Annotated in this window: 20 protein-coding genes; 19 read left to right on the top strand and 1 reads right to left on the bottom strand. The window is 31.9% G+C overall.

Annotated elements, in window-relative coordinates; genetic code table 11:
- Positions 1–363: 363 nt before the first annotated feature.
- Both CLHOM_RS14375 and anfO read left to right on the top strand, forming a co-directional pair.
- Complete coding sequence (locus CLHOM_RS14375; protein WP_242846785.1) at positions 364–1323, top strand: hypothetical protein; 960 nt, start codon at positions 364–366, stop codon at positions 1321–1323.
- 57 nt (positions 1324–1380) lie between these two features.
- Positions 1381–1998, top strand: a complete 618-nt coding sequence (gene anfO, locus CLHOM_RS14370) for a Fe-only nitrogenase accessory protein AnfO (RefSeq protein ID WP_052222374.1) — start codon at positions 1381–1383, stop codon at positions 1996–1998.
- Between the two features lie 40 nt (positions 1999–2038).
- Here anfO and CLHOM_RS14365 read toward each other — a convergent pair whose 3' ends face one another.
- Entirely contained in the window at positions 2039–3556 is a 1518-nt protein-coding gene (locus tag CLHOM_RS14365; RefSeq protein ID WP_052222373.1) for a hypothetical protein, read from the bottom strand.
- A 273-nt stretch (positions 3557–3829) separates the two neighbouring features.
- Between CLHOM_RS14365 and aguA the strand changes: the two genes are divergently transcribed.
- From aguA to CLHOM_RS18010, 17 genes are all read left to right on the top strand, one after another.
- On the top strand, positions 3830–4858 hold the full coding sequence (gene aguA, locus CLHOM_RS14360; protein ID WP_052222372.1) for an agmatine deiminase: 1029 nt from the start codon (positions 3830–3832) through the stop codon (positions 4856–4858).
- A 39-nt stretch (positions 4859–4897) separates the two neighbouring features.
- Positions 4898–5776, top strand: a complete 879-nt coding sequence (gene aguB / locus CLHOM_RS14355) for an N-carbamoylputrescine amidase (protein WP_052222371.1) — start codon at positions 4898–4900, stop codon at positions 5774–5776.
- Positions 5777–6191: 415 nt separating this feature from the next.
- Entirely contained in the window at positions 6192–7577 is a 1386-nt protein-coding gene (locus CLHOM_RS14350; protein WP_052222370.1) for a GntP family permease, read from the top strand.
- 343 nt (positions 7578–7920) lie between these two features.
- A complete protein-coding gene (locus CLHOM_RS14345) occupies positions 7921–9357 on the top strand; it encodes a sigma-54 interaction domain-containing protein (RefSeq protein WP_200903918.1) in 1437 nt (478 codons plus the stop codon).
- Positions 9358–9744: 387 nt separating this feature from the next.
- Entirely contained in the window at positions 9745–12072 is a 2328-nt protein-coding gene (locus CLHOM_RS14340; protein ID WP_052222369.1) for a 3-hydroxyacyl-CoA dehydrogenase/enoyl-CoA hydratase family protein, read from the top strand.
- Between the two features lie 13 nt (positions 12073–12085).
- Positions 12086–13267 (top strand): acetyl-CoA C-acyltransferase, encoded by a 1182-nt coding sequence (locus CLHOM_RS14335; protein WP_052222368.1) that lies wholly within the window; start codon positions 12086–12088, stop codon positions 13265–13267.
- Between the two features lie 269 nt (positions 13268–13536).
- Positions 13537–14973, top strand: coding sequence for a sigma-54 interaction domain-containing protein (locus CLHOM_RS14330; protein ID WP_139205650.1), 1437 nt, complete (start codon positions 13537–13539; stop codon positions 14971–14973).
- Between the two features lie 238 nt (positions 14974–15211).
- The gene (locus CLHOM_RS14325; RefSeq protein WP_052222367.1) at positions 15212–16780 is read left to right on the top strand and encodes an acyl CoA:acetate/3-ketoacid CoA transferase; all 1569 of its coding nucleotides are present in this window, start codon (positions 15212–15214) and stop codon (positions 16778–16780) included.
- Between the two features lie 77 nt (positions 16781–16857).
- A complete protein-coding gene (locus CLHOM_RS18850) occupies positions 16858–17697 on the top strand; it encodes a methyl-accepting chemotaxis protein (RefSeq protein ID WP_052222366.1) in 840 nt (279 codons plus the stop codon).
- 61 nt (positions 17698–17758) lie between these two features.
- Positions 17759–18181, top strand: coding sequence for a MaoC family dehydratase (locus tag CLHOM_RS14315; RefSeq protein WP_423230642.1), 423 nt, complete (start codon positions 17759–17761; stop codon positions 18179–18181).
- A 90-nt stretch (positions 18182–18271) separates the two neighbouring features.
- Complete coding sequence (locus tag CLHOM_RS14310; RefSeq protein WP_052222365.1) at positions 18272–19405, top strand: acyl-CoA dehydrogenase family protein; 1134 nt, start codon at positions 18272–18274, stop codon at positions 19403–19405.
- A gap of 76 nt (positions 19406–19481) precedes the next feature.
- Positions 19482–20267: an electron transfer flavoprotein subunit beta/FixA family protein gene (locus tag CLHOM_RS14305; RefSeq protein ID WP_052222364.1), complete on the top strand. Its 786-nt coding sequence runs from the start codon at positions 19482–19484 to the stop codon at positions 20265–20267.
- Between the two features lie 16 nt (positions 20268–20283).
- Positions 20284–21300 carry an electron transfer flavoprotein subunit alpha/FixB family protein gene (locus CLHOM_RS14300; protein WP_052222363.1) on the top strand — a complete coding sequence of 339 codons (1017 nt, stop codon included), beginning with the start codon at positions 20284–20286 and terminating at the stop codon, positions 21298–21300.
- 39 nt (positions 21301–21339) lie between these two features.
- The gene (locus CLHOM_RS14295; protein WP_052222362.1) at positions 21340–22119 is read left to right on the top strand and encodes a short-chain-enoyl-CoA hydratase; all 780 of its coding nucleotides are present in this window, start codon (positions 21340–21342) and stop codon (positions 22117–22119) included.
- Positions 22120–22395: 276 nt separating this feature from the next.
- On the top strand, positions 22396–23346 hold the full coding sequence (locus CLHOM_RS14290; protein ID WP_052222361.1) for a D-2-hydroxyacid dehydrogenase: 951 nt from the start codon (positions 22396–22398) through the stop codon (positions 23344–23346).
- A gap of 86 nt (positions 23347–23432) precedes the next feature.
- On the top strand, positions 23433–24461 hold the full coding sequence (locus CLHOM_RS14285) for a 3-deoxy-7-phosphoheptulonate synthase (protein WP_052222360.1): 1029 nt from the start codon (positions 23433–23435) through the stop codon (positions 24459–24461).
- Positions 24462–24781: 320 nt separating this feature from the next.
- A complete protein-coding gene (locus CLHOM_RS18010) occupies positions 24782–26128 on the top strand; it encodes a DUF6398 domain-containing protein (protein WP_074782888.1) in 1347 nt (448 codons plus the stop codon).
- Positions 26129–26249 lie beyond the last annotated feature (121 nt).

Raw genomic sequence — 26249 nt, 5'->3', positions numbered from 1 at the left:
AATAATATTAAATTGATAATAAAAAGTTGAAAATTCGTTCAGAATATGATATAGTTTCTTATAAGGATATAGTTTATTCAGGTGTAGTTATAAAATTAAATAATAATTAGCAGACCCTTAAATTTTATATAAATACACACACACAATGAAACAAGTAGATTTAATCATAAAATCTACTTGTTTTATTTTTATACAAAAAGGTTAATGAAATGCTACATTAAGAAATCATTAATATTACAGTGTTTTTATTAGCATATTATTAAAAAATAATATATAATATTATTAAACTGTTAATAAAAAGTTGAAAATTCTTATTTGATATGATATAGTTTCTCATAAAGAAAGGTATTTTTAGGAGGTGGTATGGATATGAATGAAATAACAAAAGAATATAAAACCATCAAAGGGATATATCTAATGGACCAGTATTCCAATGGAAATATTAGAGATTGCGTTTTAAACAAGAGAAATATAATTAAAACAAAGTATGGATATTTAATACCACAGTATGAAGATAGCGGAGAGAGAAGAAAGTGTAATATATCACTGTCCTTTTACAATGATGGATGTTTAAAAAGTATTTCCTTACAGGAAAAGACCAGTATAGAGACTAATTTAGGAGTATTCCAAGCAGAATATTTAACCTTTTATAAAACAGGCAATATCAAACGTTTATTTCCCCTAAATGGTAAGATTACTGGCTATTGGAGTGAAGAAGATGAATATAAACTCGCAGAAAAGTATGATTTTAATTTTTCTTTCGGTAAATTTAGAGAGAAAGTAATTGGAATTAGCTTTTATGAAAGTGGAGAAGCAAAAAGCATTACTCTATGGCCAAAAGATAAAGTAGTCTTAGAAACTCCTGTAGGTTCTGCAGAGGTAAGAATAGGATTTTCAATGTATTCTAGCGGAAAGATAAAATCTTTTGAACCTTTTAAACCTATTGAATTAGAAACCCCTATAGGTTTAATAATGGCTTATGATAATCAAGCAATAGGTATTCATGCAGATTCTAATTCTTTGAAGTTTTCAGAAAGTGGGAAATTGGAAATTTTAAAGACTTCTTTAAATGAAGTTGAAGTAGTAAATAAAGATGGAGTTAAGCGAATTTATAAACCACAAATAAGAAGAAGTGAAATAGATGAGATGGCTATTGATATAATTCCAATGAAAATAGAGTTTAATTATAATAAAGTAAGATTTAATAATGAGGAAGATGAGTATAATATTAGCAAATGTGAATTTAAAATATCAAAGTTTTCTCTGAAAGCTGAGAAAGCATGTACCAACTGTTCAAGTTGTTCAAGTTGTTCAGGATGTTAAGGAAGGGAGGGTAAGATTATCAGAATATTAGTGGTATCTGATAATTAAAGTATAAGTATGGAGATTGCAGTATTTTTAAATTATAAAGGTGAAACCACAACATTTAATGAGAATGGAATAGTTAGAGTTTATTTAAAGGATGATACAGAATGGAAAGTAATAAAGGAAATACCCTTTGGAATTAATCATCTAAAAAGCTTAAAAGAAATTCGTGAAGCTATTAGGAAGATGGCTGATAACTTGAACAAATGTAGAGTATTTGTAGCAGCGGAAATGATTGGAATACCATATACAATTTTTGAAAGTATGGGCTTTAACCTCTGGAAGATAGAAGGAGTTCCTTCAGAATTTTTAGATCATGTATTAGAAAATGAAGAACAAGAAAGAATAAATAATCTTAACAAAAATAATAAAACAGTACCAATGCCAGTAAAAAACGACGAGAATGGAAATTATCATATTGATTTAAAAATAATATTAGAAAGCAATGAAATGGTAACTTCAAAACAAATTTTATTGCCTTTCCTTCATAAGACTAAATTTAATGAACTGCAAATTCGATGTGGACATGTACCAAAGTGGTTTGAAGGAGAATTTAAAAAATTAGGATTTCGATGGGAGATTGAAAATATAAATAAGAATGAATTAAATATTAAGGTATATTCTAATTATTAATTACTTAAAAAGTAATAAAAAATATAGTGTGTAATGTGATTTACTCACTATATTTTTTTATTTCTTCAATAATTTCCTCTTCTACAAGTTCAATATTTGTTTTTCCTATATATCCAAATTTAATTTTATTTAGTCTAATGAAATTCATAGCTCGAGTATAAGTTGCATGATTCATAAAGCCAGTGTAGAAAAAAATAAAATCTACATTTTTTAAAATACTTATTTCAAATTTTTCATTAAAGCCATTTAAAGTTTTTAGATCAGGATATTTTTCTCTAAATTTTCTTCTCCACTCCCTAGGCCCGCCGATGATTAATATTTGCATATTGGAAATGTAGTCTTCTAATTTTTCGGTACAAATACTAGGAACATAGTTATTATTGACTTTAAAAATGTATTCTCTTAAAGCATTTAATTCACTTCTATATTCTTTTTCTTCAAGTAACTGATTTTCAAGTTCCTTTATTTTATTTTGAAGATTATTAATTTCTAGTTTATGATTTTTATTTAATTTATTTATATTGCTCTCTAGAGTTTCATTAAACATGGATTTTTCTTTCTCAAGTATATCGAGGTTAATATGCAATTGCTTGGTTTCGTTTTGTAGCTTGCTTAAATCTTCTTCTAAAGAGTCTATTTTGAAAAATAAAGTTTCTTGATTGTTTTCAAAATATTGGCTTTTTGCTTTCTTATATTCATTAATTAGTGATTTAATAAAAATACCTGTAATAAGGCTTTGAATTATTAAGTCAATATCTAAACTTTTATAGTTTAGCTTTAAATAAGAGAGAATTATTTCATCGATATTCAAAAAATCAGAATTATAGAAGAGGTTGTTTATATCAAATTTATTTATAATGAAATGATTCTGTAGTATAACTCCTAGTTCTTCTATATGTTCATTATCGCTGTTTAAAACATCTTTAAAGTTATTTATTTTACCATAATCTCTCTTAATTACAGCTTTAATTTCTTGTATTTTGGATTTGTTCATTTCTAGCTCTTTAGTAATATCTATTGACATAGGATCATAAAATTCGAAGTTTTTTATATCTTCCATAATAGATTTTATAAAACCTTGATCTACTGAATCAGCAGAACGATACATGCTAAAATAAAAATATACAGCTGCATCTAATCGAGCCTCTATTCTTCTGGTCACTTCATCTAATTGTGTATATTTTTTTATCAAAAATTTCTTATCACATTTTTTTACTGCATTAAAAACTAAAGGATTATGCTTACGTAATAAAGAAATAACAGTGTTTCTTAAATTAGCATCAACTTCTGCAATCAAAAGTATACCCAATGCTTTTCTTGCATATATTTCCTGCTCAAGAGAACCTTTAGTCATAATAACATGATTTATACAATTAGAATTAGAAACTGCATTATAATATTTTAATTTGTCCATAAGATATAATTTATTTATATCTTTTTTCATTTCATTGTTTCTAGTTAATCCAATGCTTATATTCGCCAAAATATAATTTTTAATAATATCAGGGCTTGTATTCCACTTTTCACTAATCAATTTAGAAAAAGTCTCAATATTCATTTGTAAACACCTCTTCTACACAAGGTTTGCTAGATAATGTTAATTATAATATCCCAAAGGATTTATTACAAGTATAAGGTGCCAGGCACCGGAGAAAGGAGAAAAGAAGCTTATTATTAGAGAATAGACAATATTTTTTAGAATACATTAATTTCAAAAGGAAATAATAAAAAAGATACAAAAAATATAAAAAATAGTATACAACTAATCATAAAAAGATGTTATAAATTATATAGAAGTTTTTATATTTCAAAGGGATGGAGGACATAGTTAATGTTACCAAAGGAATTAGGCTATAGAATGCCAGGAGAATGGGAGAAGCATGAAAGAACCTTTATGGAGTGGCCAGTAAGAGAAGAAATATGGCCAGATGGCTTAGAGGACGCTAAAAAGGGATATTCAAATGTAGCAAAAGCAATTTCAGATTTTGAGGAAATTGTTATGATTGCAAAGCCTGAAATGGTAGAAGAAGCAAAAAGAATGTGTGGTACTAAGGTAAAGGTCATTTCTATAGAGCACGATGATTCTTGGATGAGAGATAATGGGCCTACATTTATAATTAATGATGAAGGGGAAATTGCAGGAATAAATTGGAAATTCAATTCTTGGGGGGAGAAGTATAAACCCTTTGATAAAGATAATGAAGTAGCTAAAATAGTTCTAGATTTATATAATGTAAAGAGTTTTAATGCTCCTTTAATACTTGAAGGTGGTTCTATACATGTAGATGGCGAAGGGACTCTTATAACAACAGAAGAATGCTTACTTAATAAAAATAGAAATAAAGAAATGACAAGAGAAGAAATAGAAGAAGCTCTTAAAAATTATTTATCAGTAGAAAAAATTATCTGGCTAAAGCAAGGACTTTATGGTGATGAAACAGATGGTCATGTGGATAATGTAGCATGCTTTGCAAAGCCAGGAGTAATAGTTCTTCAAGTATGTAATGATAAGGAAGATCCTAACTATGAAATAACACAAGACAATTTGAAGCTTTTAGAAAATATGACAGATGCAAAGGGAAGAAAGATACAAGTGATACATATTGAGCAGCCTCCTGTGAGATACTTAAATGGAGAGAGATTAACCTTAAGCTACCTTAATTATTATTTAGTAAATGGAGGAGTAATACTGCCAGTTTTTGGCGGTGATGCTGAGGAAACGGATAAAAAAGCCATAGAAACTCTGCAAGAAATTTATCCGTATAGAAAGGTAGTTGCGGTAGATGGAACAACTATTATTAAAGGTGGCGGAAATGTACATTGTATAACTCAGCAGATGCCTAAAGGATTTACAGTATAATAAAATAAATAAAACCAATAAAAAAAAGGAGAAAAATTGATGAGAAAAGTGAAAGTAGCAGCAACTCAGATGAGTTGTGGTATTAATATAGAAGAAAATATTGCTAAAGCTGAAAAACTTGTTAGAGAGGCAGCAGCTCAAGGAGCAAACATTATTCTCATACAGGAACTTTTTGAAACTTTGTACTTTTGTCAAAAAGAAAAACCAGATTTCTTTGACTATGCTTTAGAATTGGAAAATAATAAGGCAGTTAAGCACTTTAGAGAAATTGCTAAGGAATTAGATGTAGTACTTCCTATTAGCTTTTTTGAGAAGAAAAATAAGGCTAAATATAACTCAATAGCTGTTATAGATGCAGATGGAGAAATTCTTGGAGTTTACAGAAAAACTCACATTCCTGACGGACCAGGATATGAGGAAAAATATTATTTTAATTATGGAGATACAGGTTTTAAGGTATGGAAAACTAAATACGCAACAATTGGTATAGGGATATGCTGGGATCAATGGTATCCTGAAACAGCTAGATGTCTTGCTTTAATGGGTGCTGAATTGCTATTCTATCCTACAGCTATAGGATCTGAGCCGCAGGATTCTAGTATTGATTCAAAGGATCATTGGCAAAGATGTATGCAAGGCCATGCTGCAGCAAATTTAGTTCCAGTAATAGCTTCCAATAGAATAGGAACTGAAACCATTGATGATTCAACTATAACTTTTTATGGTTCCTCTTTCATTGCTGATTGTACTGGCGCTAAAGTAAAGGAAGCTGACAGAACAGAAGAAACTGTTCTTGTACATGAATTTGATCTAGATGCAATAGATGTGAAACGTTCAGCTTGGGGAATATTTAGAGACAGAAGACCTGATATGTATGGGGTAATTTTGACTTATGATGGAGAAAAAAGGCAAAGATAAATAATTAGAATGGCAGATAAGTGATTTCATTTATCTGCCATTTTTTATTTTTCTAAGGTGCCTGGCACCGGAGAAAGGAGAAAAGGGACGATTCATTTTTGAATCAGGGTGAGTTTTTTATAAATCAACAGTATATATTAGTTTAGTATGATAACGTTTAACTGAACATTAATAAGTTGAACCTAAATAGGTTCGACTTATTTTTTTATTAGCTAGAAATTATGAATTTTAAGTAAAATCAATATGTTGAGAGCATAAAATCAGTTGGCATAGTAGTTGCTTAATACATATATCAAAGAAATTCAAAGTAAGGGGGAATGAGATATAAAAAATAAATAATGAGGAGGTGGAATTGTAAACGATTTAAATAATTAGCTAAAAATATAAATTTTTTAAAAGATGGAGGGGTAATAATATGGTAGGAGTAATAGGTATAATAATTTCACTTGGTCTTTTAATGTACCTTGCATACAGAGGTATTACAGTTTTAGTTTTAGCACCAATCTTAGCATTATTTGCAGCATTAGTTGGAGGGGGCGGAGATGCCCATTTAATGGCTACATATACTGAAATATTCATGAAAGCTTTTGCAGGATATTGTAAGTCTTATTTCCCAATATTCTTGCTTGGAGCAATATTTGGAAAGTTGATGGACGATTCAGGGTCAGCAAAGGCAATCGCTATTACTATTTCTAAAAAAGCAGGACAAGGTAAAGAAATATTATCAATTGCAATAGCTGGTGCTATTTTAACCTATGGTGGAGTATCTCTATTCGTTGTTACTTTTGCATTACTCCCAATAGCAGTGCAATTATATAAAAAAGCAGGTATACCTAAGAGATTTATACCAGGAAATATTGGTATAGGAGCATTTACATTTACAATGACAGCTCTTCCAGGTACACCACAAATTCAAAATGCTATCCCAATGCCTTTCTTTGGAACTGATGCTTATGCAGCTCCTGTACTTGGTTTAATAGCATCTGTAATAATGTTTGGTGGTGGCTTGTTATGGTTAACTACAAGATCTAAAAAAGCTATGGCAAAAGGTGAAGGCTATGGAAATCACCCTGATGAAAATATAGTTCAATTAGATGAAAGTAATCTTCCGTCATTTGGATCTGCCTTAATACCAATAATATTAGTACTTGTTATTAACTTTATACTTTCAAAATTTGTTTATGTTGCTGGAAAATATAATGGGGATTATTTAAAAGATTATGGTACAAAGCTATCATCTGTTGGAGGAACTTGGAGCTTAGTTATAGCCCTTGTTATCGCAATCGTAATTACAATTATACTTAATAAAAAGAGGTTATCAGATGCTAAGAAGAGTATCAATCAAGGTGCAATAGGTTCACTTCTTGCAGTAGTTAATACTTCTTCAGAGGTTGGATATGGAAATGTTATCCAAAGCCTTGCTGGTTTCATAGTAATAAAAGATGCAATACTCGGAGTTTCAAGTAACCCACTTATTTCTGAAGCAATATCAGTTAATGTCCTTGCAGGTATTACTGGTTCAGCTTCTGGTGGTATGTCAATAGCACTTGGAGTATTAGGTAAGACATATTTAGATGCTGCAATACAACAAGGAATTGATCCTCAAGTTCTTCATAGAATAGCAACTATAGCCTGCGGTGGTCTTGATTCATTACCACATAATGGAGCGGTTATAACAACCCTAGGTATTTGCGGATTAACTCATAAGGAGTCCTACGCAGATCTTGGTTGTATAACAGTTGTAATCCCAATATGTACGCTTGTTATTGTACTTATATTAGCGACTATGGGAGTAGTATAGGGTTTATCGATTAGATTCTGTGGATAATATGTACTAACTTCTAGGCAATTAATAAGATTGATATGTAATTCAAAATTCATTTAAATATCACCAATTAAAAAGTAGGTATAAATCAAATTATGATATATATCTACTTTTTTACTAATTTCAAGATGAATGATTATATAATATGTTATAGATTGTTTTCGGTTAATTATGATATAGGCACAGTAAGTTTAATAATTTAAAATAGTACTTAAATATATAAAAAGCATCTTTAAATGGCGAGAATAAAACTACATCGTATATTTCTAACAATAGATGAAAATTAATACGCTAGATTGAATTTAAGAGGAGAGATACTATGATGGTAGAGGAAGATAAAAAGTTTGAAACTGTAAATGCCAAACTTGATGCAATTTTACAATCAAGCTATGATGGTATATACATTACGGACGGAAATGGGTTATTTTTAAATGTAAATAGTGGAGTTGAAAGAATTACCGGAGTAAAGAGGGAATTTTTGTTAGGTGCTTATGCTCAAGATTTGGTAGAAAAAGGAGTAATTGATCGTTCTGTAGTGAAGCTGGCTATAGAATCTAAAGAACGTATTACAATTAACCAAAATGTAAAAGCTGAAAAACTAAAAGAGGTCATGGTTACAGCTACACCTATACTGAACGAAGAAGGTGAAGTGAATTATGTTGTAGCAAACCTAAGAGATATGACAGATTTAATCCATTTAGAAAATGAGTGTTGCAAAGCTAAACTTCTTTCAAAGCAATATTATTCTCAGTTACTTATGGAGAAAAATTTCAAGGAAAAAATAATTGCTGAGAGTGAAGTGACTAAACAGTTAATGCAGCTGGCATATCGTATAGCACAAGTAGATTCTAGTGTTCTACTAGAAGGAGAATCTGGTACTGGAAAAGAGGTATTTACTAGGTTTATTCATGAAATAAGTTCAAGAAGGGATGGCCCATTTATATGCATAAACTGTGCAGGAATTCCAGAAAACTTACTTGAAGCTGAACTTTTTGGGTATGAAGAAGGTTCTTTTACAGGAGCAAAAAAAGGAGGTAAAGCTGGCCTATTAGAGCTGGCAGATGGAGGAACTTTATTTTTAGATGAAATTAACTCATTGCCTATGAATTTACAAGGGAAACTATTAAGAGTTATTGAAACATTAGAGGTTACAAGGATAGGTGCAGTAAAATCGCATAAAGTAAATTTTAGATTAATTACAGCTACAAATGAAAATCTCCAAGAATTAATAAATAATAGGTTATTTAGACAAGACTTATATTTTAGATTAAGAATAGTTCCTTTGTATATTCCACCTCTTAGAAAGAGAAAGAAAGATATCATACCGCTAATAGTGCACTATTTAAAATATTTTAATAAAAAGTATAATCATAAAAAGGAAATTTCTATAAATGCATTAAAATACCTTGAAGCATATGAATGGCCAGGAAATGTAAGAGAATTAAAAAATGTAATAGAAAGATTAGTAGTTATCTCAGTTAATGATTTAATTACTGAGAAGGATTTGCCGCATGAATTCATAACTAGTATAAAAAGTGATGATAAATTCCATATTATAATAAAGGAAATTGTTCCTTTAAAAGAGCTAATTGAAGAGGTAGAAACTCAGTTAATTGATTTAGCTATGGAGAAATGCGGTTCTACAAGGGAAGCTGCTAGGGCTTTGAATATTAGTCAAACATCAGTGGTAAGAAAATTTAAAGAGGTTGAAAGTAAACTTAAGCGCGAACCAAATTTAGTTCAAAAGAATCTATAGCAAATCATATTAAAAACTATGTATATATAAGGCCTATGACATTAATGTAAACGCATGTGAACCGTAATTAGTTCATATGCGTTTTTTTATATTTAATAAATTGACATTAAATGGAGTATATTTTGGCTTTAAGCCAACACAAATTACATGTAAACGTTGGCACGGATATTGCTCTTCTTATAGTTTGTAAATGCAGTTTAGGTGTGCAAATTTCAAATTATTATTTAGGGAGGAGATAAAAATATAGTGAAATAGTAAGATGGAAAATAAAGTAGCATCATATGAAGAATAAGCAACTTCTATGGATGAGCTGTATTCTAAGACATAACCTAAACCATTAGATCATTAGATAATAGGAAATAATATAATTTTTGGAGGTTAATTAATATGAAAAAGGTATGTGTACTTGGCGCAGGAACCATGGGAGCAGGAATAGCTGCACATATAGTTGGAGCAGGAATCCCAGTATGTCTTTTAGATATTGCACCAAAAAAGTTAACAGAAAAAGAAAAAGCCAAAGGATTAACTTTAGATAGTTTTGGAGTTAGAAATCGTTTTGCTATTGCAGGGAAAGAAAGAGTAACTGATCCTAAAAACAAATCCATTTATGACAAAACTTTAGGAGATATGATCGAAGTTGGCAACTTTGCTGATAATATGGATATGCTTACAGAATGCGATTGGATTATTGAGGTTATAGTTGAAGATTTAGAAGTGAAAAAGAATTTTATGAAGCAGATTAATGAATACCGAAAAAAAGGCAGTATTGTAAGTTCTAATACTTCTGGAGTATCAATAGACAAGATTGTAGAGGATATGCCTTTAGAATTTAAACAATATTTTTTAGGAACACATTTTTTTAATCCACCTCGTTATATGAAATTGTTTGAACTTATACCAGGGAAAGATACCTTACCTGAAATAGTGCAATTTATGGCTGATTTTGCAACTGAGAGATTAGGTAAAGGTATAGTTTTAGCTAAGGATACTCCAAATTTTGTAGCAAATCGTATAGGAACCTATGCTTTAGAAAATGTAATACAACTAATGGACAAGCATGGGTACGATATACCTAAACTTGACCAATTAACTGGACCAATAATAGGAAGACCCAAGAGTGCCACTTTCCGTACTATAGATATGGTTGGATTAGATATTTTTTATCATGTAGTTGGCAATGTTATTAATAATATTGATGATGAAGAAGAAAAAAAACAACTAATTATTCCTAAATTTGTTGAAGAACTAATTGAAAAGGGATACTTAGGCGATAAAACAAAACAAGGATTTTATAAGAAGGTGAAGACAGAAAATGGAGCACATACTTTAGTTTGGGATGTAAAGAAAGAGGATTATGTTCCTGTAATTAAGGATAAGGTTGAAGCTATAGAAAAAGCTATGCAGGAAGATAATAAGCTTAAAGCTCTAGTTTTCGGAGAGACTGAAGAAAATAAATTCGCATGGGAATTAATAAAAAATGTTTTATTATATAGTGCTAGAAAAGTTCCAGAAATAGCAGATGATTATAGAGAAATAGACAATGCTATGATGTGGGGATTTAACTGGGAATTTGGACCTTTTGCTATTTGGGATACTATAGGTTTTCAAGAATCAATTAAAAGAATGAAACAAGAAGGAGATAATATTCCTAAATGGATTCAAGAAAGATTAGATAATGGTAAATTTAAATTCTATGATTCAAATAAATTTGATATTCCATATATACTAATTTCTTCTCCTAAGAATTTAGTAGTAAAAGAAAATAAAGGTGCAGCTTTAGTTGATATTGGTGAAGAAGTTGCATGTCTTCAATTCAAAACTAAAGGTAATACAATAACAGATGATGTAATTGAAATGATTAATTTAGCTGTAGAAGAAGTAGAGGAAAGTTACAAAGGATTGGTTATAGGCAATCAAAGTAAGAATTTTTCATCAGGTGCAAATCTTGCAGATATAGAAAAGTGGATTTCTAATAAAGAATGGAAATCAATAGAAAATATGTGTGATGCTTTTCAAAAGGCTAATATGGCATTGAAATACTGTAGTAAGCCAGTAGTAGCCGCGCCATATGGAATGACTTTAGGCGGTGGAGCTGAGATAACTATGCATACTTATAAAATTGCAGCTCATGCTGAAACATACATGGGGCTAGTTGAGCTTGGAGTTGGTCTTATTCCAGCAGGTGGAGGTACTAAGGAACTACTAACTCGAAGTATACAGGAAGCAGGTAATGCGTCAATAGGAGAAATACTATCTAGTTTACGTAAAGCATGGAATACAATTGTTATGAAGAAAGTATCAGGAAGTGCACATGATGCAATGAAAAAAGGATATATAAAAAATTCTGATTTGATAGTAATGAACAAAGATTATCTTATTGACGAAGCTAAGAAAATGGTAATTTATCTTGCTGATATAGGATTTAGGCCATTACAAAAGAAGGGAATTACTGTTCTAGGAGTCACAGGAAGAGCGGCATTAGAGTCTGATGCATACTCCTTGCTAAAGGGTGAATTTATCACTGAATACGATGCTCACATTGCTAATAAAGTTGCGTATGTTCTTACTGGAGGAAATGTTTCTAAGGGAGTGATACTTACTGAGGAACAGATTCTTGAACTAGAAAAAGAAGCTTTCTTAAGCCTATGTGGAGAAGAAAAAACTAAACAGAGAATACAATATATGTTGTGTAATGGAAAACAACTAAGGAATTAATGGAGGTGTTAAGATGAGAGAAGCAGTTGTTGTAGCTTTTGGACGTTCACCTATTGGAAAGGCTCCAAAAGGAAAATTAATGTATACAAGACCAGAGGATGTTGCAGCTCAAGTTATTAAAGGGGTTCTACAAAAGGTTCCACAATTAAATACTGAAGAGATTGAAGACTTTGTTCTAGGATGTGCATTCCCAGAAGCAGAGCAGGGATTCAATGTAGGCAAAATTGTTGCTATGAGAGCTGGATTGCCAGACTCTGTTCCAGCTCAAACTGTAAATAGATTTTGTTCATCAGGACTACAAACTATTGCTATTGCAGCAAATAGTATTATGGCTGGTCAAACAGATGTGGTATTAGCTGGTGGTTTGGAATTCATGAGTACAGTTCCAATGCTAGGAAATATTATTACTCCAAATCCATATCTTATGGAAAATAAGCCAGAAGCTTACATGGCCATGGGATTAACAGCTGAAGAGGTTGCAAAAGGATATAATGTAACACGAGAGATGCAAGATGAATTTGCAGTAGAAAGTCATAAAAAGGCTGCAAAGGCACAAGCAGAAGGTAAATTTGATGATGAGATAATTCCTATAGAAGCAGTGAGACCTGTTACAGATGAGTCAGGTATGGTAAAAAATGAAACTTTCATATTTTGTAAAGATGAGGGAGTCAGAGCAAATGTAACTATAGAAAATTTAGAAAAGCTAAAAACAGTTTTTAAATTGAAGGGAACTGTAACAGCAGGAAATGCATCACAAATGAGTGATGGTGCAGCAGCAGTATTACTAATGTCAAGAGAAAAAGCAGAAGAATTAGGAATAAGACCTCTAGCTGTATTCAGATCCTTTGCAGTTGCAGGTGTACCACCTGAAGTTATGGGAATTGGACCAATTAAAGCCATTCCTAAGGCTTTAAAAATTGCAGGTTTAGAGAAGGATGATATAGATTTAATAGAATTAAATGAGGCTTTTGCTGCACAAGCAATAGCTTGCATTAATGAACTAGGTCTTGATAAGGAAAAAGTAAATCCAAATGGAGGAGCTATTGCATTAGGGCATCCACTAGGATGTACAGGCTCATTTTTAACAGCCAAACTTCTATCTGAAATGAGACGTAGAAATAATAAATACGGTATAGTAAGTATGTGTATCGGTGGCGGTATGGGAGCCGCAGCTGTATTTGAATTACTTTACTAATAGAAGATTAAAGAAAAATTAAAATATAAGAGGATTCAGGTAAGAAATTACTGCCTGAATCTTTTTATATTTATTAAATTTAAATACTATACTAATTTAGTTAATATGATATAGACACAATAAATTTAATAATTTAAAATAATTATAATAGACAAAATATTTTTTATAATAACAAAAAACAAACTTATATTATAAAAATATAACTTCATCGTATATATCTTGCTATAAATGAAAATGATTACATATTAAAAAGTAAGAGGAGAGATAATATGGTGGTAGATGAAGAAAAGAAATTTGAAATTGTAAATGCCAAATTAAACGCAATTTTACAATCTAGCTATGATGGAATTTACATAACAGACGGGAAAGGGCTATTTTTAAATGTAAATAAAGGAGTAGAAAGGATAACTGGATTAAAAAAAGATGACTTAATTGGTGTCTATACTACGGATTTAGTAGAAAATGAAATTATTGACCGTTCAGTTGTGAAGATGGCAATTGAAGCTAAAGAACGAATTACTATAAACCAACGAATAAAAGCAGACAGAATAAAAGAAGTCATGGTTACAGCAACACCTATATTAAATAAAGACGGAGAAGTAGAGTATGTTGTAGCAAACTTAAGAGATATGACTGATTTAATTCATTTAGAAAATGAGTGCTGCAAAGCTAAATTACTTTCTAAGCAATACTATTCTCAGTTACTTATGGAGAAAAATATTAAGGAAAAAATAATTGCTGAGAGTGAAGGGACAAAGCAGTTAATGCAGCTTGCATACCGTATGGCTCAAGTTGATTCTACGGTATTACTTGAAGGAGAATCTGGAACTGGTAAAGAGGTGTTTACTAGGTTTATTCATGAAATGAGTCCAAGAAGAAATGGCCCATTTATATGTATAAACTGTGCAGGAATTCCGGAAAACTTACTTGAAGCTGAACTCTTTGGATATGAGGAAGGGGCTTTTACAGGGGCAAGAAAAGGCGGAAAGGCTGGTCAAATTGAATTAGCAGATGGAGGTACCCTTTTTTTAGATGAAATTAACTCATTATCTATGAACTTACAAGGTAAACTTTTGAGAGTTATTGAAACTCTTGAGGTTTCAAGGGTAGGTTCAGTAAAATCGCATAAAGTAAATTTTAGGCTAATTACAGCTACAAATGAAAATCTTCAAGAGATGATAGATAATAGACTGTTTAGGCAAGATCTGTATTTCAGACTTAGAATAGTTCCCCTATATATTCCACCTCTTAGAAAAAGGAAAAAAGATATAATTCCACTAGTAATGCATTATTTAAAATATTTTAATAAAAAATATGATAGGAAGAAAGAGATTTCTGTAAATACACTAAAATGCTTTGAGGCATATGAATGGCCGGGAAATGTAAGAGAATTAAAAAATGTTATAGAAAGATTAATAGTTATTACCCCCAATGATTTAATTACTGAGAAAGATTTACCACCTGAATTTATTTCTAGTGCAAAATGTGATCATAAATTTCATATTATTATAAAAGAGATTGTTCCTCTAAAGGAGCTTATGGATGAGGTAGAAACTCAATTAATTAACTTAGCCATGGAGCAGTGTAATTCAACAAGAGAAGCTGCTAAGGCTTTGAACATTAGTCAGACATCTGTAGTAAGAAAGTTTAAAGAGGCTGAAAGCAAATTTAAATTTGAACCAAAGTTGGTTCAAGAGAACCATTAATAAATCATTTTAGTGACTCTATTTATATGACTTTACAAATATAAGAAAACGCATGTGAACTATAATTGGTTCACATGCGTTTTCTTATATTTTCAAATTTAATAAAAATGACTCTAATGCTTGATTTTATATATAACTAAGTTGGTTGTAAACGTTGGCATAGTTATTGCTTTTATAAAAGAGTGTATGGGCGATGGTTATGGGTTAATTATAAGTTATAGTTTAGGGGTGATATAAAATGAATTCAAAGTTAATAACAGTTGAACAAGCGGTTGAAATGATTAAGGACGGTAATACAGTAGCAACAACAGGTTTTGCGGGAGCATGTGTTCCTGAAGAAATACTAATTGCTATTGAAAAGAAGTTTTTAGAAACAGGAAAACCAAAGGATTTAACTAGTCTTTTTGCTGCAGGGCAAGGAAACTGGAAAGATGGAGCTATTATGCACTTTGCTCATGAAGGTTTATTGAAAAGGGTAATCGGTGGACATTTTGATACTTGTCCAGGATTAGTAAAGTTAATGAATGAAAATAAATTAGAAGCTTACAACTTTCCACAAGGGGTAATATGTCATTTGTATCGCGCAATTGCAGCTAAAAAACCCGGAGAAATTACCAAGGTTGGTTTAAAAACTTATATTGATCCACGTTTACAAGGTGGAAAGATGAATAATGTTACTAAGGAAGATTTAGTTAAATTAATTCACATTAACGATGAAGAATGGTTATTATATCCATCTATGAAGATTGATATTGCCATAATAAGAGCTACAACTGCTGATGAACTAGGAAATATAACAATGGAAGATGAAGCTATATATTCAGAAGGCTTAGAATTAGCTCAAGCTGCAAAAGCAACTGGCGGAAAAGTAATAGTTCAAGTTAAAAACTTTGTTAAAGCAGGAACATTAGATGCTCAAGAAGTTAGAATTCCTGGCACTGTTGTAGATGCAATAGTAGTATGCAGTGATCCTGAAAAATATCATCGTCAAACATGGTTAGAATACTATAGTCCAGTATATGCAGGTCACATAAAAGTTCCAGTAGACTCACTAAAACCAATGGAATTAGGAGAAAGAAAGGTTATTGGAAGAAGGGCTGCTATGGAATTAGTACCAGGAGCAATAACTAATCTTGGTATTGGTATGCCTGAAAGTGTTGCAAGTATAGCTGCAGAAGAAGGTATGGGAGATCAGTTAACTCTTACAGTAGAGGCTGGACCAACTGGAGGAATACCAGCACCTGGACTTAGTTTTGGAGCTGGAATAAACTCTTGGGCTATTCTTAATCAGACTTCACAATTTGATTTCTATAATGGAGGAGGGCTAGACGTTACTTTCCTTGGATTAGCTCAAACTAATCAAAAAGGAGACGTAAACGTAAGTAAGTTTGGTCCAAAGATCGCTGGATGTGGCGGATTTATAGATATCTCTCAAAATACTAAAAAGGTAATTTACTGCGGAACCTTTACTGCAGGAGGATTAAAATTAAAAATTGGGGATGGAAAACTTGAGATTTTACAAGAAGGTAAAGTTAAGAAATTTGTTAAAAATGTTGAGCAGGTAACATTCAGCGGTGAATATGCAGCTGAAACTGGACAAACAGTATTATATATTACTGAAAGAGCAGTATTCCAATTAACTAAAGATGGGCTTATGTTAACTGAGGTTGCTCCAGGAATAGATTTGGAAAAAGATATATTAGCTAACATGGATTTTAGACCTATATTATCTAAAGACATTAAACCTATGGATGCATCAATTTTCTCTGATGGATTAATAAATTTAAAAGAAAAGATTTTGAAGTAGCGTGAGTTAACAATTGACATAAACGTGAAACTAAATAAATTAAGAAATATATATTTTCATTACAAGGTGGATTTAAAATGGGCTTAAATGATAAAGAATATTTTTCAGCACTTAAAGCAGTATTTGATATACTACCATGTTTATTTGTTTCGGAAGTAGCATTTACTATAACTGATAAAGAAAAATATGTCTTGGTAAAGCAAGCTAGAGCCTTTCAAGTGAACGTATGGGAAGGAAAGCTGCTAGATCCTAATAGTGCAGCTATGAAAACAATAAAAACTAAGGAAAAGCATATGAAACGCTATTCCAAGGAGGAGTTTGGACATCCTGTTATGGCATATAGTGTGCCGATTATCAACAATTATACTAGTAATATATTAGGTACAATCTCATATACCGTATCTTTAGAAAAAGAAAATGCCGTAATTGAGATGGCTGATGAATTAAAAAATTTTTCAGAGGATTTAGCAGCATCATCAGAAGAATTAGCAAGTTCTACAGAAGAGCTATCCGCTAATACTCAAAGTGTTAATTCGCTAATAATTAATACCGAAACGGGAATTAATGGTATGAATGATATACTTGGGTATGTTAAAAGTATTGCAGATACAACAAATTTACTAGGTCTAAATGCTGCAATAGAGGCGGCAAGGGCAGGAGAACATGGAAGGGGATTTGCAGTTGTTTCAGGTGAAATTAGAAAACTTGCAACTGATAGTAAACAGTCCGTAAGTCAGATTAATGAAAAGCTAAAGGCTGTAAGAAAAGATGTAAATAATATAATAAGTTTTATAAAAGATTTTACTGTTACAAGTGAAAATCAAGCTTCACAAGCTGAACATATTGCTCACGGAAGTGAAAGACTTAGTCAATTATCATCTAAACTCCAACAGCTTGCAGAAAACATTAATCAGTAATTAAATGCTATTTTCACATAAGCAAATAATTAAAAGAGTTATTAATTAAGGGGGTATTAAAATGATAATAGGAAAATCAATTAATGAACTTAAAGTAGGAGATAAAGCTTCTTTCGAAAAAACCATATCTGAATCAGATGTATACTTATTTGCTGGAATTACAGGAGACTTAAATCCAGCTCATGTTAACCAAAAACAATCAGAGCAGACAATGTTCAAGGGAAGAATTGCACATGGAATCTTAGTTTCAGGACTTCTTTCAGCTTGTATGGCAATGCAGCTTCCAGGACCAGGAACTATATATGTTGATCAATATCTAAAGTTTACTGCTCCTGTTCACTTTGGAGATACAATTACTGCTGAAGTAGAAGTTACTGAGATAAATGTAGAAAAAAATAGAGTTAAATTAAGCACTAGATGCTTTAATCAACATGGAAAGATGGTTATCGATGGAGAAGCTACAGGAATGCCTCCAAAGAAATAAAATTCATATAAAATAAATAAAATTCATATAAGTCTATTAAGTCTATAAATGCAAAATAAAAATTATAACAATTATTAGGGGGTAACTAAAATGGGATATTTATTAGATCAAGATCAAAAAGAATTAGTAGCAATGGTAAAAGATTTTGTAGAAAAAGAAGTAAAACCTTATGCTGCAGAATACGATAAAACTGGCGAATTCCCTATAGAACTTTATAAAAAAGGATTTGAAATGGGATTACACTGCCTTGATATTCCTGAAGAGTTTGGTGGCGGCGGAGTTGACTATATGACAGTTGCAGCTATTTCAGAAGAAATGGCTAAAGCTGATGCTGGATATGCAACTGGAATAACAGCATCAAGCTTAGCATTAAAACCTGTTCTAATAGCTGGAAATGCAGCACAGAAGAAGTTGTTTGCTGATATAGTAATACCTGGTAACTTCGCAGCATTCTGTTTGACAGAACCTAATGCAGGATCAGATGCTGCTTCAGTAAGAACAACTGCAGTTAAAGAAGGAGACGAATATGTAATAAACGGATCAAAATGCTTTATTACTAATGGTGGAGTTGCTGATATTTATGTTGTTTTTGCAACTGTTGATAAGAGTAAAGGAATAAAAGGATTATCAGCATTTATAGTTGAAAAGAGCAGAGGCGGTATCTCTGTAGGTAAAGAAGAAGATAAAATGGGAATTAGATTATCAAATACTACAGATGTAGTTTTTGATAATGTAAGAATACCAGCAAGCAATTTACTTGGAAAAGAAGGAGAAGGCTTTAAAATAGCAATGAAGACTCTTGATTTATCAAGACCATTTGTTGGTGCTTGTGCTATTGGTATAGCTCAAAGAGCTCTTGATGAAGCTGTAAAATATGCAAAGGAAAGAGTTACTTTTGGAAGACCAATTGCTAACTTCCAAGCTATTCAATTTATGCTAGCTGATATGGATATTGAAATAGAGGCTGCTCGTCAAGCAGTAGTTTATGCTATTAATTTAGTTAAAGCAGGTTTACCATACTCAAGAGAAGCAGCAATTGCAAAATGCTTCGCTGGTGATGTTGCTGTTAAAGTTGCATTAGATGCAATTCAGATATTAGGAGGATACGGTTACAGCAGAGAGTATCCTGTTGAAAAATTACTTAGAGATGCAAAGATATTCCAAATCTTTGAAGGAACAAACCAAGTTCAAAGAATCGTTATTTCGGGAAGTCTCTTGAAATAAAACCTACTCTCCACTTTTGTGAGGAAGTGCCCAAAGCTTCCTCACATAAAAATTTTAAAGGAAATGAGGTAATCCTATGGATATTTTAGTATGCGTAAAACAAGTACCTGATACAACAGAAATTAAAATAGACAGAGAAACAAATACATTAATTAGGGCTGGGGTGCCAAGTATTGTTAATCCATTTGATGCTTTTGCCCTTGAGCTTGGAGTAAGGCTTAAGGAAAGATATGGGGGAACAATTACAATATTATCAATGGGACCAGAACAAGCTAAGGCAGCTCTAAAAGAGTGTCTTTCAGTAGGTGCTGACAAGGCAATTTTATTAAGTGATAGAGCATTTGGTGGTTCAGATACATTAGCAACAAGCTATATACTTTCATCTGCAATAAAAAAATTAGGAAAATTTGATTTAATTTTATGCGGTAAACAAGCTATTGATGGTGATACTGCTCAAGTTGGACCTGAAATAGCAGAACATTTAGGTTTACCTCAGGTTACATATGCTCTTGATATAGATGTTAAAGATGGAGATGTTATCGTTAAGAGGGAAACCGAGACAGGCTATGAGATGATAAAGACTAAAATTCCAGCTCTTGTAACTGTAGTAAAAACTCAATTCGAGCCTAGATATGCAACAATAAAGAGCAAAATGGCTGCTAATAAAGCAGTAATTCCTACATTAACATCAGCAGATATTGAACTTGATCTATCAAGAGCAGGATTAAAGGGTTCACCAACTAAAGTTAAAAAGAGCTTTACACCTTCAGCTAAGAAGTCAGGTGTTAAAATTAAAGAGGCAACAGGTGCAGCATCTGCTGCTAAATTAGTAAGTTTGCTTGATGAAGCAAAGCTTATATAGGGAGGAGGAGTAGAAAATGAATACATTTGAAGAATATAAAAACCTTTGGGTTTATATTGAAACAGAAAATGGAGCAGCGAAAAGTGTAGGACTTGAGCTTCTCAATCCAGGAAGAATGTTAGCAGATGCTAATAAAGAAAAATTAGTAGCTGTTGTAATTGGCCAAAATGTTGAGGAAGTAGCTAAGAAAGCAATTGCCTATGGTGCAGATGAGGTGCTTTTGGTTGAAGGACCAGAATATAAGGATTATACTACAGATGCATATGCCAATGCTTTAACTAAGCTTTCATTAAAATATAAGCCTTCAGTTATTTTGATAGGTGCAACAAATAATGGTAGAGATGTTGGACCTAGAGTATCCTGCAGGCTTAAAACTGGTTTAACAGCAGACTGTACAGCCCTTGGTATAGATGAAGAATCAGGAAATATAGCATGGACCAGACCGGCATTTGGTGGAAATCTTATGGCTACAATATTATGTCCTAATACTAGACCACAAATCGGTACAGTAAGACCAGGCGTATTTAAGAAAATTCAGCTAGATTTAAATAGAAAAGCTGAAATAATAAGAGAAAATATATCTACTCCAGCAGCTGATATAAGAACAACAATTCTTGAGGTTGTTAAAACAGTAGGAGATAATGCTGTTAACCTTGAAGAAGCAGAAATAATAGTATCAGGAGGACGTGGACTAGGAAAACCTGAAAACTTTGCAATTATAAAAGAACTTGCTAATGCACTTGGGGCAGCAGTAGGAGCATCAAGAGCTGCAGTTGACGCTGGTTGGATTCCACATGCACATCAAGTAGGTCAAACAGGTAAAACAGTTGGACCTAAAATATACATTGCTTGTGGTATTTCTGGTGCAATTCAACATTTAGCTGGAATGTCATCTTCAGATACTATAATTGCAATAAATAAAGATGAAGATGCTCCAATATTTGATATTGCTGATTATGGTTTAGTTGGAGATTTATTTGAAATAGTACCTGCTTTAACAGAAGAAATAAAGAAATATAAAAGTGCTAAATAATTAAGGGTACGCCATATTTAATTTAGGGGGTACGTTAATATGGAATATAATAATTTGATAGTAGAAAAAAATGAGGGAATCTGTGTTATAAAAATTAATAGGCCTAAAAGTTTGAATGCACTTAATGAAGAGGTACTTTGTGAATTAGAGTGGATTTTTGATGACATCAAAAATGATTCTAGTGTAAAGGTTGTAATACTTACTGGAGAAGGAAAAGCCTTTGTTGCAGGTGCTGATATTGTGTTAATGAGCAAGATGACAGCTGGAGAAGGAGCTACATTTTCTGCACACGGCAATAGGGTTTTTAGAAAAATTGAGTTACTAAATAAGCCAGTAATTGCAGCTATAAATGGATTTGCCTTTGGGGGTGGCTGCGAGCTATCTATGGCATGTGATCTAAGAATTGCTTCGACTAAGGCTAAATTTGGTCAACCAGAAGTAGGTCTTGGAATTATACCAGGGCACGGCGGAACACAAAGATTGCCTAGGATAATTGGAGTTACAAAGGCTAAGGAATTAATTTATACAGGTGATATTATTGGTGCTGAAGAAGCTTTAAGCTTAGGGCTTCTAAATAAAGTTGTTGAACCTGAAAATTTAATGGATGAGGCAAAAACTTTAGCTTCTAGAATAATTAAAAATAGTATGATAGCTGTAGCATACGGCAAAGAGGTAATTAACAGAGGAATGCAAGTTGACATGGATACAGCTTTAAGTATGGAATCAAATTTCTGTGGAATGTGTTTCTCAACAAAAGACCAAAAAGAAGGAATGTTTGCTTTTGTTGAAAAGAGAAAAGCTCACTTTATTGGGGAATAAGAATATTTTATAGGGTATTTTTGTAGGGAATGTTTATTTGTATAAAATAGAGTATTGTAAGTAGGTTCACTAGTAGCGGTAATGGGAGTCGCTATAATGTGAACCTACTTTATTTATTCTGCCATATGCTTCAGTTGGATAGACATAGAAATGAAAAGCAAAAAGAAAGTGCATATAATTTCTTATATATATCTAATTTCCAAATTATTATGTTTGGTAAAAGAGAATAAAAATGATAAAATATAAAAAATAGAAAAGTATAAGGGGCGTGAATAAATGAAAATTGTAGTGCTAGATGGGTACACTTTAAACCCAGGAGATATATCTTGGGAAGACCTTGAAAAACTTGGAGAGTTAAAGGTTTATGATAGAACAGAGAAAGATAAGGTCATTGAGAGAATAGGAGATGCAGAAATTATCTTTACTAATAAAGTTCAGATAACTAAAGAGATATTAAAGAAAACTAATATAAAATATATTGGGGTGCTTGCTACTGGCTATAATGTTGTAGACATAAGTGCAGCAAAGGAAAAGGGTATATCTGTTACAAATATACCAACCTACGGTACAGATACAGTAGCTCAAATGGTTTTTGCACATATTCTAAATATTTGTCATCATGTTTCTGAACATAATACAGCTATAAAAGAAGGACAATGGACAAATAATTTGGACTTTTGTTTTTGGAACTACCCACAAATTGAGCTTGTAGGTAAAACCATTGGAATAATAGGCTATGGCAGAATAGGAAGAGCAACTGGAAGAATAGCTGAGGTTTTTGGCATGAAGGTTCTTGCTTATGCTAACCATGAAAATAAGGAATTTGAAAGTGAAACAATGAAATACACTAGTTTAGACGAGCTATTACAAAAATCAGATATTATAAGTCTTCATTGTCCATTATTTGAAAACACAAAGGGAATTATAAATAAAAATACCATTGCTAAGATGAAGGATGGGGTTATAATAATAAATACTTCAAGAGGCCCATTAATTAACGAAGAAGATTTAGCTGAAGCCATAATTAGCGGTAAAGTATATGCAGCAGGGATAGATGTCGTGTCAACTGAGCCAATTAAAGAAGACAATCCTTTGCTTAAATGCAAAAATGCCTTCATAACGCCTCATATAGCTTGGGCATCTAAAGAAGCAAGACAAAGACTAATGAATATTGCAGTTAATAATCTTATTGCCTTTTTAAAAGGGGAGCCTGTTAATTTAGTATAATTAGAAGGTGCCAGGCACCGGAGAAAAGAGGTTTCGAGTAAAGTTTAAAAACAAAATAATATTATAATTATAGTGGAGGGATTAATTTGAGTATTGAATATATAAAGAAAATTCCAAGTCCTGAGGAAATTTTAGAATCTATACCTTTAGACAGTGAAGCAGCGGAAAGAAAAAAAAGAAGAGATAAAGAAATTAGTGATGTTTTTACAGGGAAAAGTGATAAATTTATATTGATTATAGGACCTTGTTCTGCTGATAGTGAGGAACCAGTTTGTGAATACTTAGAAAGGCTTGCTAGAATGCAAGAGATTGTAAAAGATAAGCTAATACTTATTCCTAGAATATATACAAATAAGCCAAGAACAACTGGAGAGGGTTATAAGGGTATGATGCTGCAGCCAGACCCAAATAAAAAAGCAGATGTAGTAGAGGGAATAAAAACTATCCGAAGATTACATAGAAAAGCTGTAACTGATTATAATATGCCAGCTGCAGATGAAATGCTATATCCGGAGAACTACATCTACTTGTCTGATTTGCTTGCATACGTTGCTGTGGGGGCGCGTTCAGTAGAAAATCAACAACACAGGTTAACAGTAAGTGGACTAGATGTACCAGTTGGCATGAAAAATCCTACTAGTGGAGACATATCAGTAATGTTTAACTCTATAAAAGCAGCACAGCTAAGCCATTCATTTATATACAATGGCTATGAAGTTGAAACCAGTGGTAATCCTCTGGCTCATGGAATACTTAGAGGTGCAGTTGATTCCTATGGAAGGAATATCCCTAATTATCATTATGAAGATTTAGTAAATGTAATGGCTGAATACAATAATCTGAATTTAGAAAATCCTACGTTAATTATAGATTGCAATCATGCTAATTCACTTAAGAAGCATTATGAGCAACCAAGAATTTCGAGAGAAGTCTTAATGAGCAGAAAATATAACAGTGATTTAAAGAAAATAATAAAGGGCTTAATGATTGAAAGCTATCTTTTAGATGGCAAACAAGATGCCAGCGAAAATATATTCGGTAAATCTATTACAGACCCATGTATTGGGTGGGAGGATACTGAAAAGCTTATATATTTCTGTGCTGATAATTGTTAATTATATAATAAAAAATGTTATTTATATTAATTGTAACTTTATAGGTTCCTATTTTGATAGATTTTCCTTTGGAACAATATTAATAGTACCAATAATTTTAGAAATTTTAGGATTGTTTGCTGCGTATTTATCTATAAAAAATATAGAAAATGAAGATGCAGTATAAAAAAGGTGCCAGGCACCGGATAAATGAGAATACATTCTCCTTTATCCGGTGCCTGGCACCTTTATATAAATAAAAATAAAGTGTATAATAAAGATAATAAATAATCGAGAAATAAATGGGGATTTATTACAAAGTATTAATGGGGAGTCGAAAAATGAACCAGCATAAAGTTCCGAAGACTATGAATCAAAAGTATGAAGAAATAATGAAATTGATTGTGGATTTTTCAGAGAGATATTTAAATGAAGAATATATTGAAATGAGTTCAAAGCTTACTGCTGCTTTAAGCAGGAAAAGACCTTCTCCTCTTTTAAAGGGTAAAAGTAATATATGGGCATGTGGAATTATTCACGCAATAGGTATGGTAAATTTTTTATTTGATTCAACTCAAACACCGCATATGAAGGCAGGAGAACTTTATGAGAGGTTTGGAGTGTGTAATAATACTGGATCATCAAAGTCTAAGGAGATTAGGGATATGATGAAAATGACAGTATTAGACACTGAATGGACAATACCAAGTAAAATGAATGAAAATCCTTTGGCTTGGATAGTTAACTTAAATGGCACACCTATAGATATTCGCCATGCCACTAGAGAGATGCAACAAATAGCCTTTAGTAAAGGGTTAATACCATATATTCCGGATCAAGAGGAAGAGGAAGAAGAAGAACAGGAAATAGATTATAGCATCTATGGAAATGTAATTCCATTTAAAAGAGCAAATAAAATAGAAAATGAAACAATTGATAGGAAAGAAAAGTATAAAATGGCTCAAGCCTTAATGTTTGAGGCATGGCAGACCATAAATCCAAAAAAGAGAATAGAACTTGCTAGAAAAGCTATAGGTTTATCTAAGTATTGTGCAGATGCATATATTTTAATTGCTCAGGAGTCTGACCTATGTGATGAAGATAAAAAAGAATTGTATGAAAAGGCACTTAAAGCTGGAGAAGATATTATTGGCAGAGGAGATTTAAAAAAATGTAAAGGCAAGTTTTGGGAAATTCCTAAAACCAGGCCTTATATGAGGGCTAAATTTCAACTGGCTAATATGCTTTGGGAAATGGGAGAAACTGAGGAAGCTATAAAACATTGTCAAGAAATGATTCAGCTTAATCCTAATGATGACCAAGGGGTAAGAGGTATTTTGATAAATTGGTTAATTCTTAGGAACAGATGTAAACAGGCTGAAACACTATTAAATGACTATAAAGATGATTTTCTTTCTAGTATGGCATATAGCAAAGCTTTATTTTTATTTAGAAAAGGTGATTTCCAAAAAGCTTCAAAAGCTTTGGAAGAAGCAATAGAGAAAAACAAATTTGTTCCTTTATATTTATTGCAATTTAAAGATATGCCTGAGGTTTTACCTGAATATGTAGGATTCGGAGATGAAAATGAGGCTATTGCTTACGTATATGATGCATTTCAAGTGTGGTATGGTATTCCAGGGGCTATAGAATGGTTAGATGAAAAATTTCATAAAGAATTAACGTAAAATGAACCCGGAATTAAATGTATAAAAATAGCTTTGCATACATTTAATTCCGGGTTTTATATTTATTTTAAGTTGAACAATATTGAAAACAAACCAAAACAAAAATAAAACAAAATAAATC

The organism is Clostridium homopropionicum DSM 5847 (assembly GCF_001263795.1).
GTDB lineage: Bacteria > Bacillota > Clostridia > Clostridiales > Clostridiaceae > Clostridium_H > Clostridium_H homopropionicum.
The sequence above is the reverse complement of the archived record's forward strand: the minus strand, read 5'-3'. Positions and strand labels throughout refer to the sequence as shown.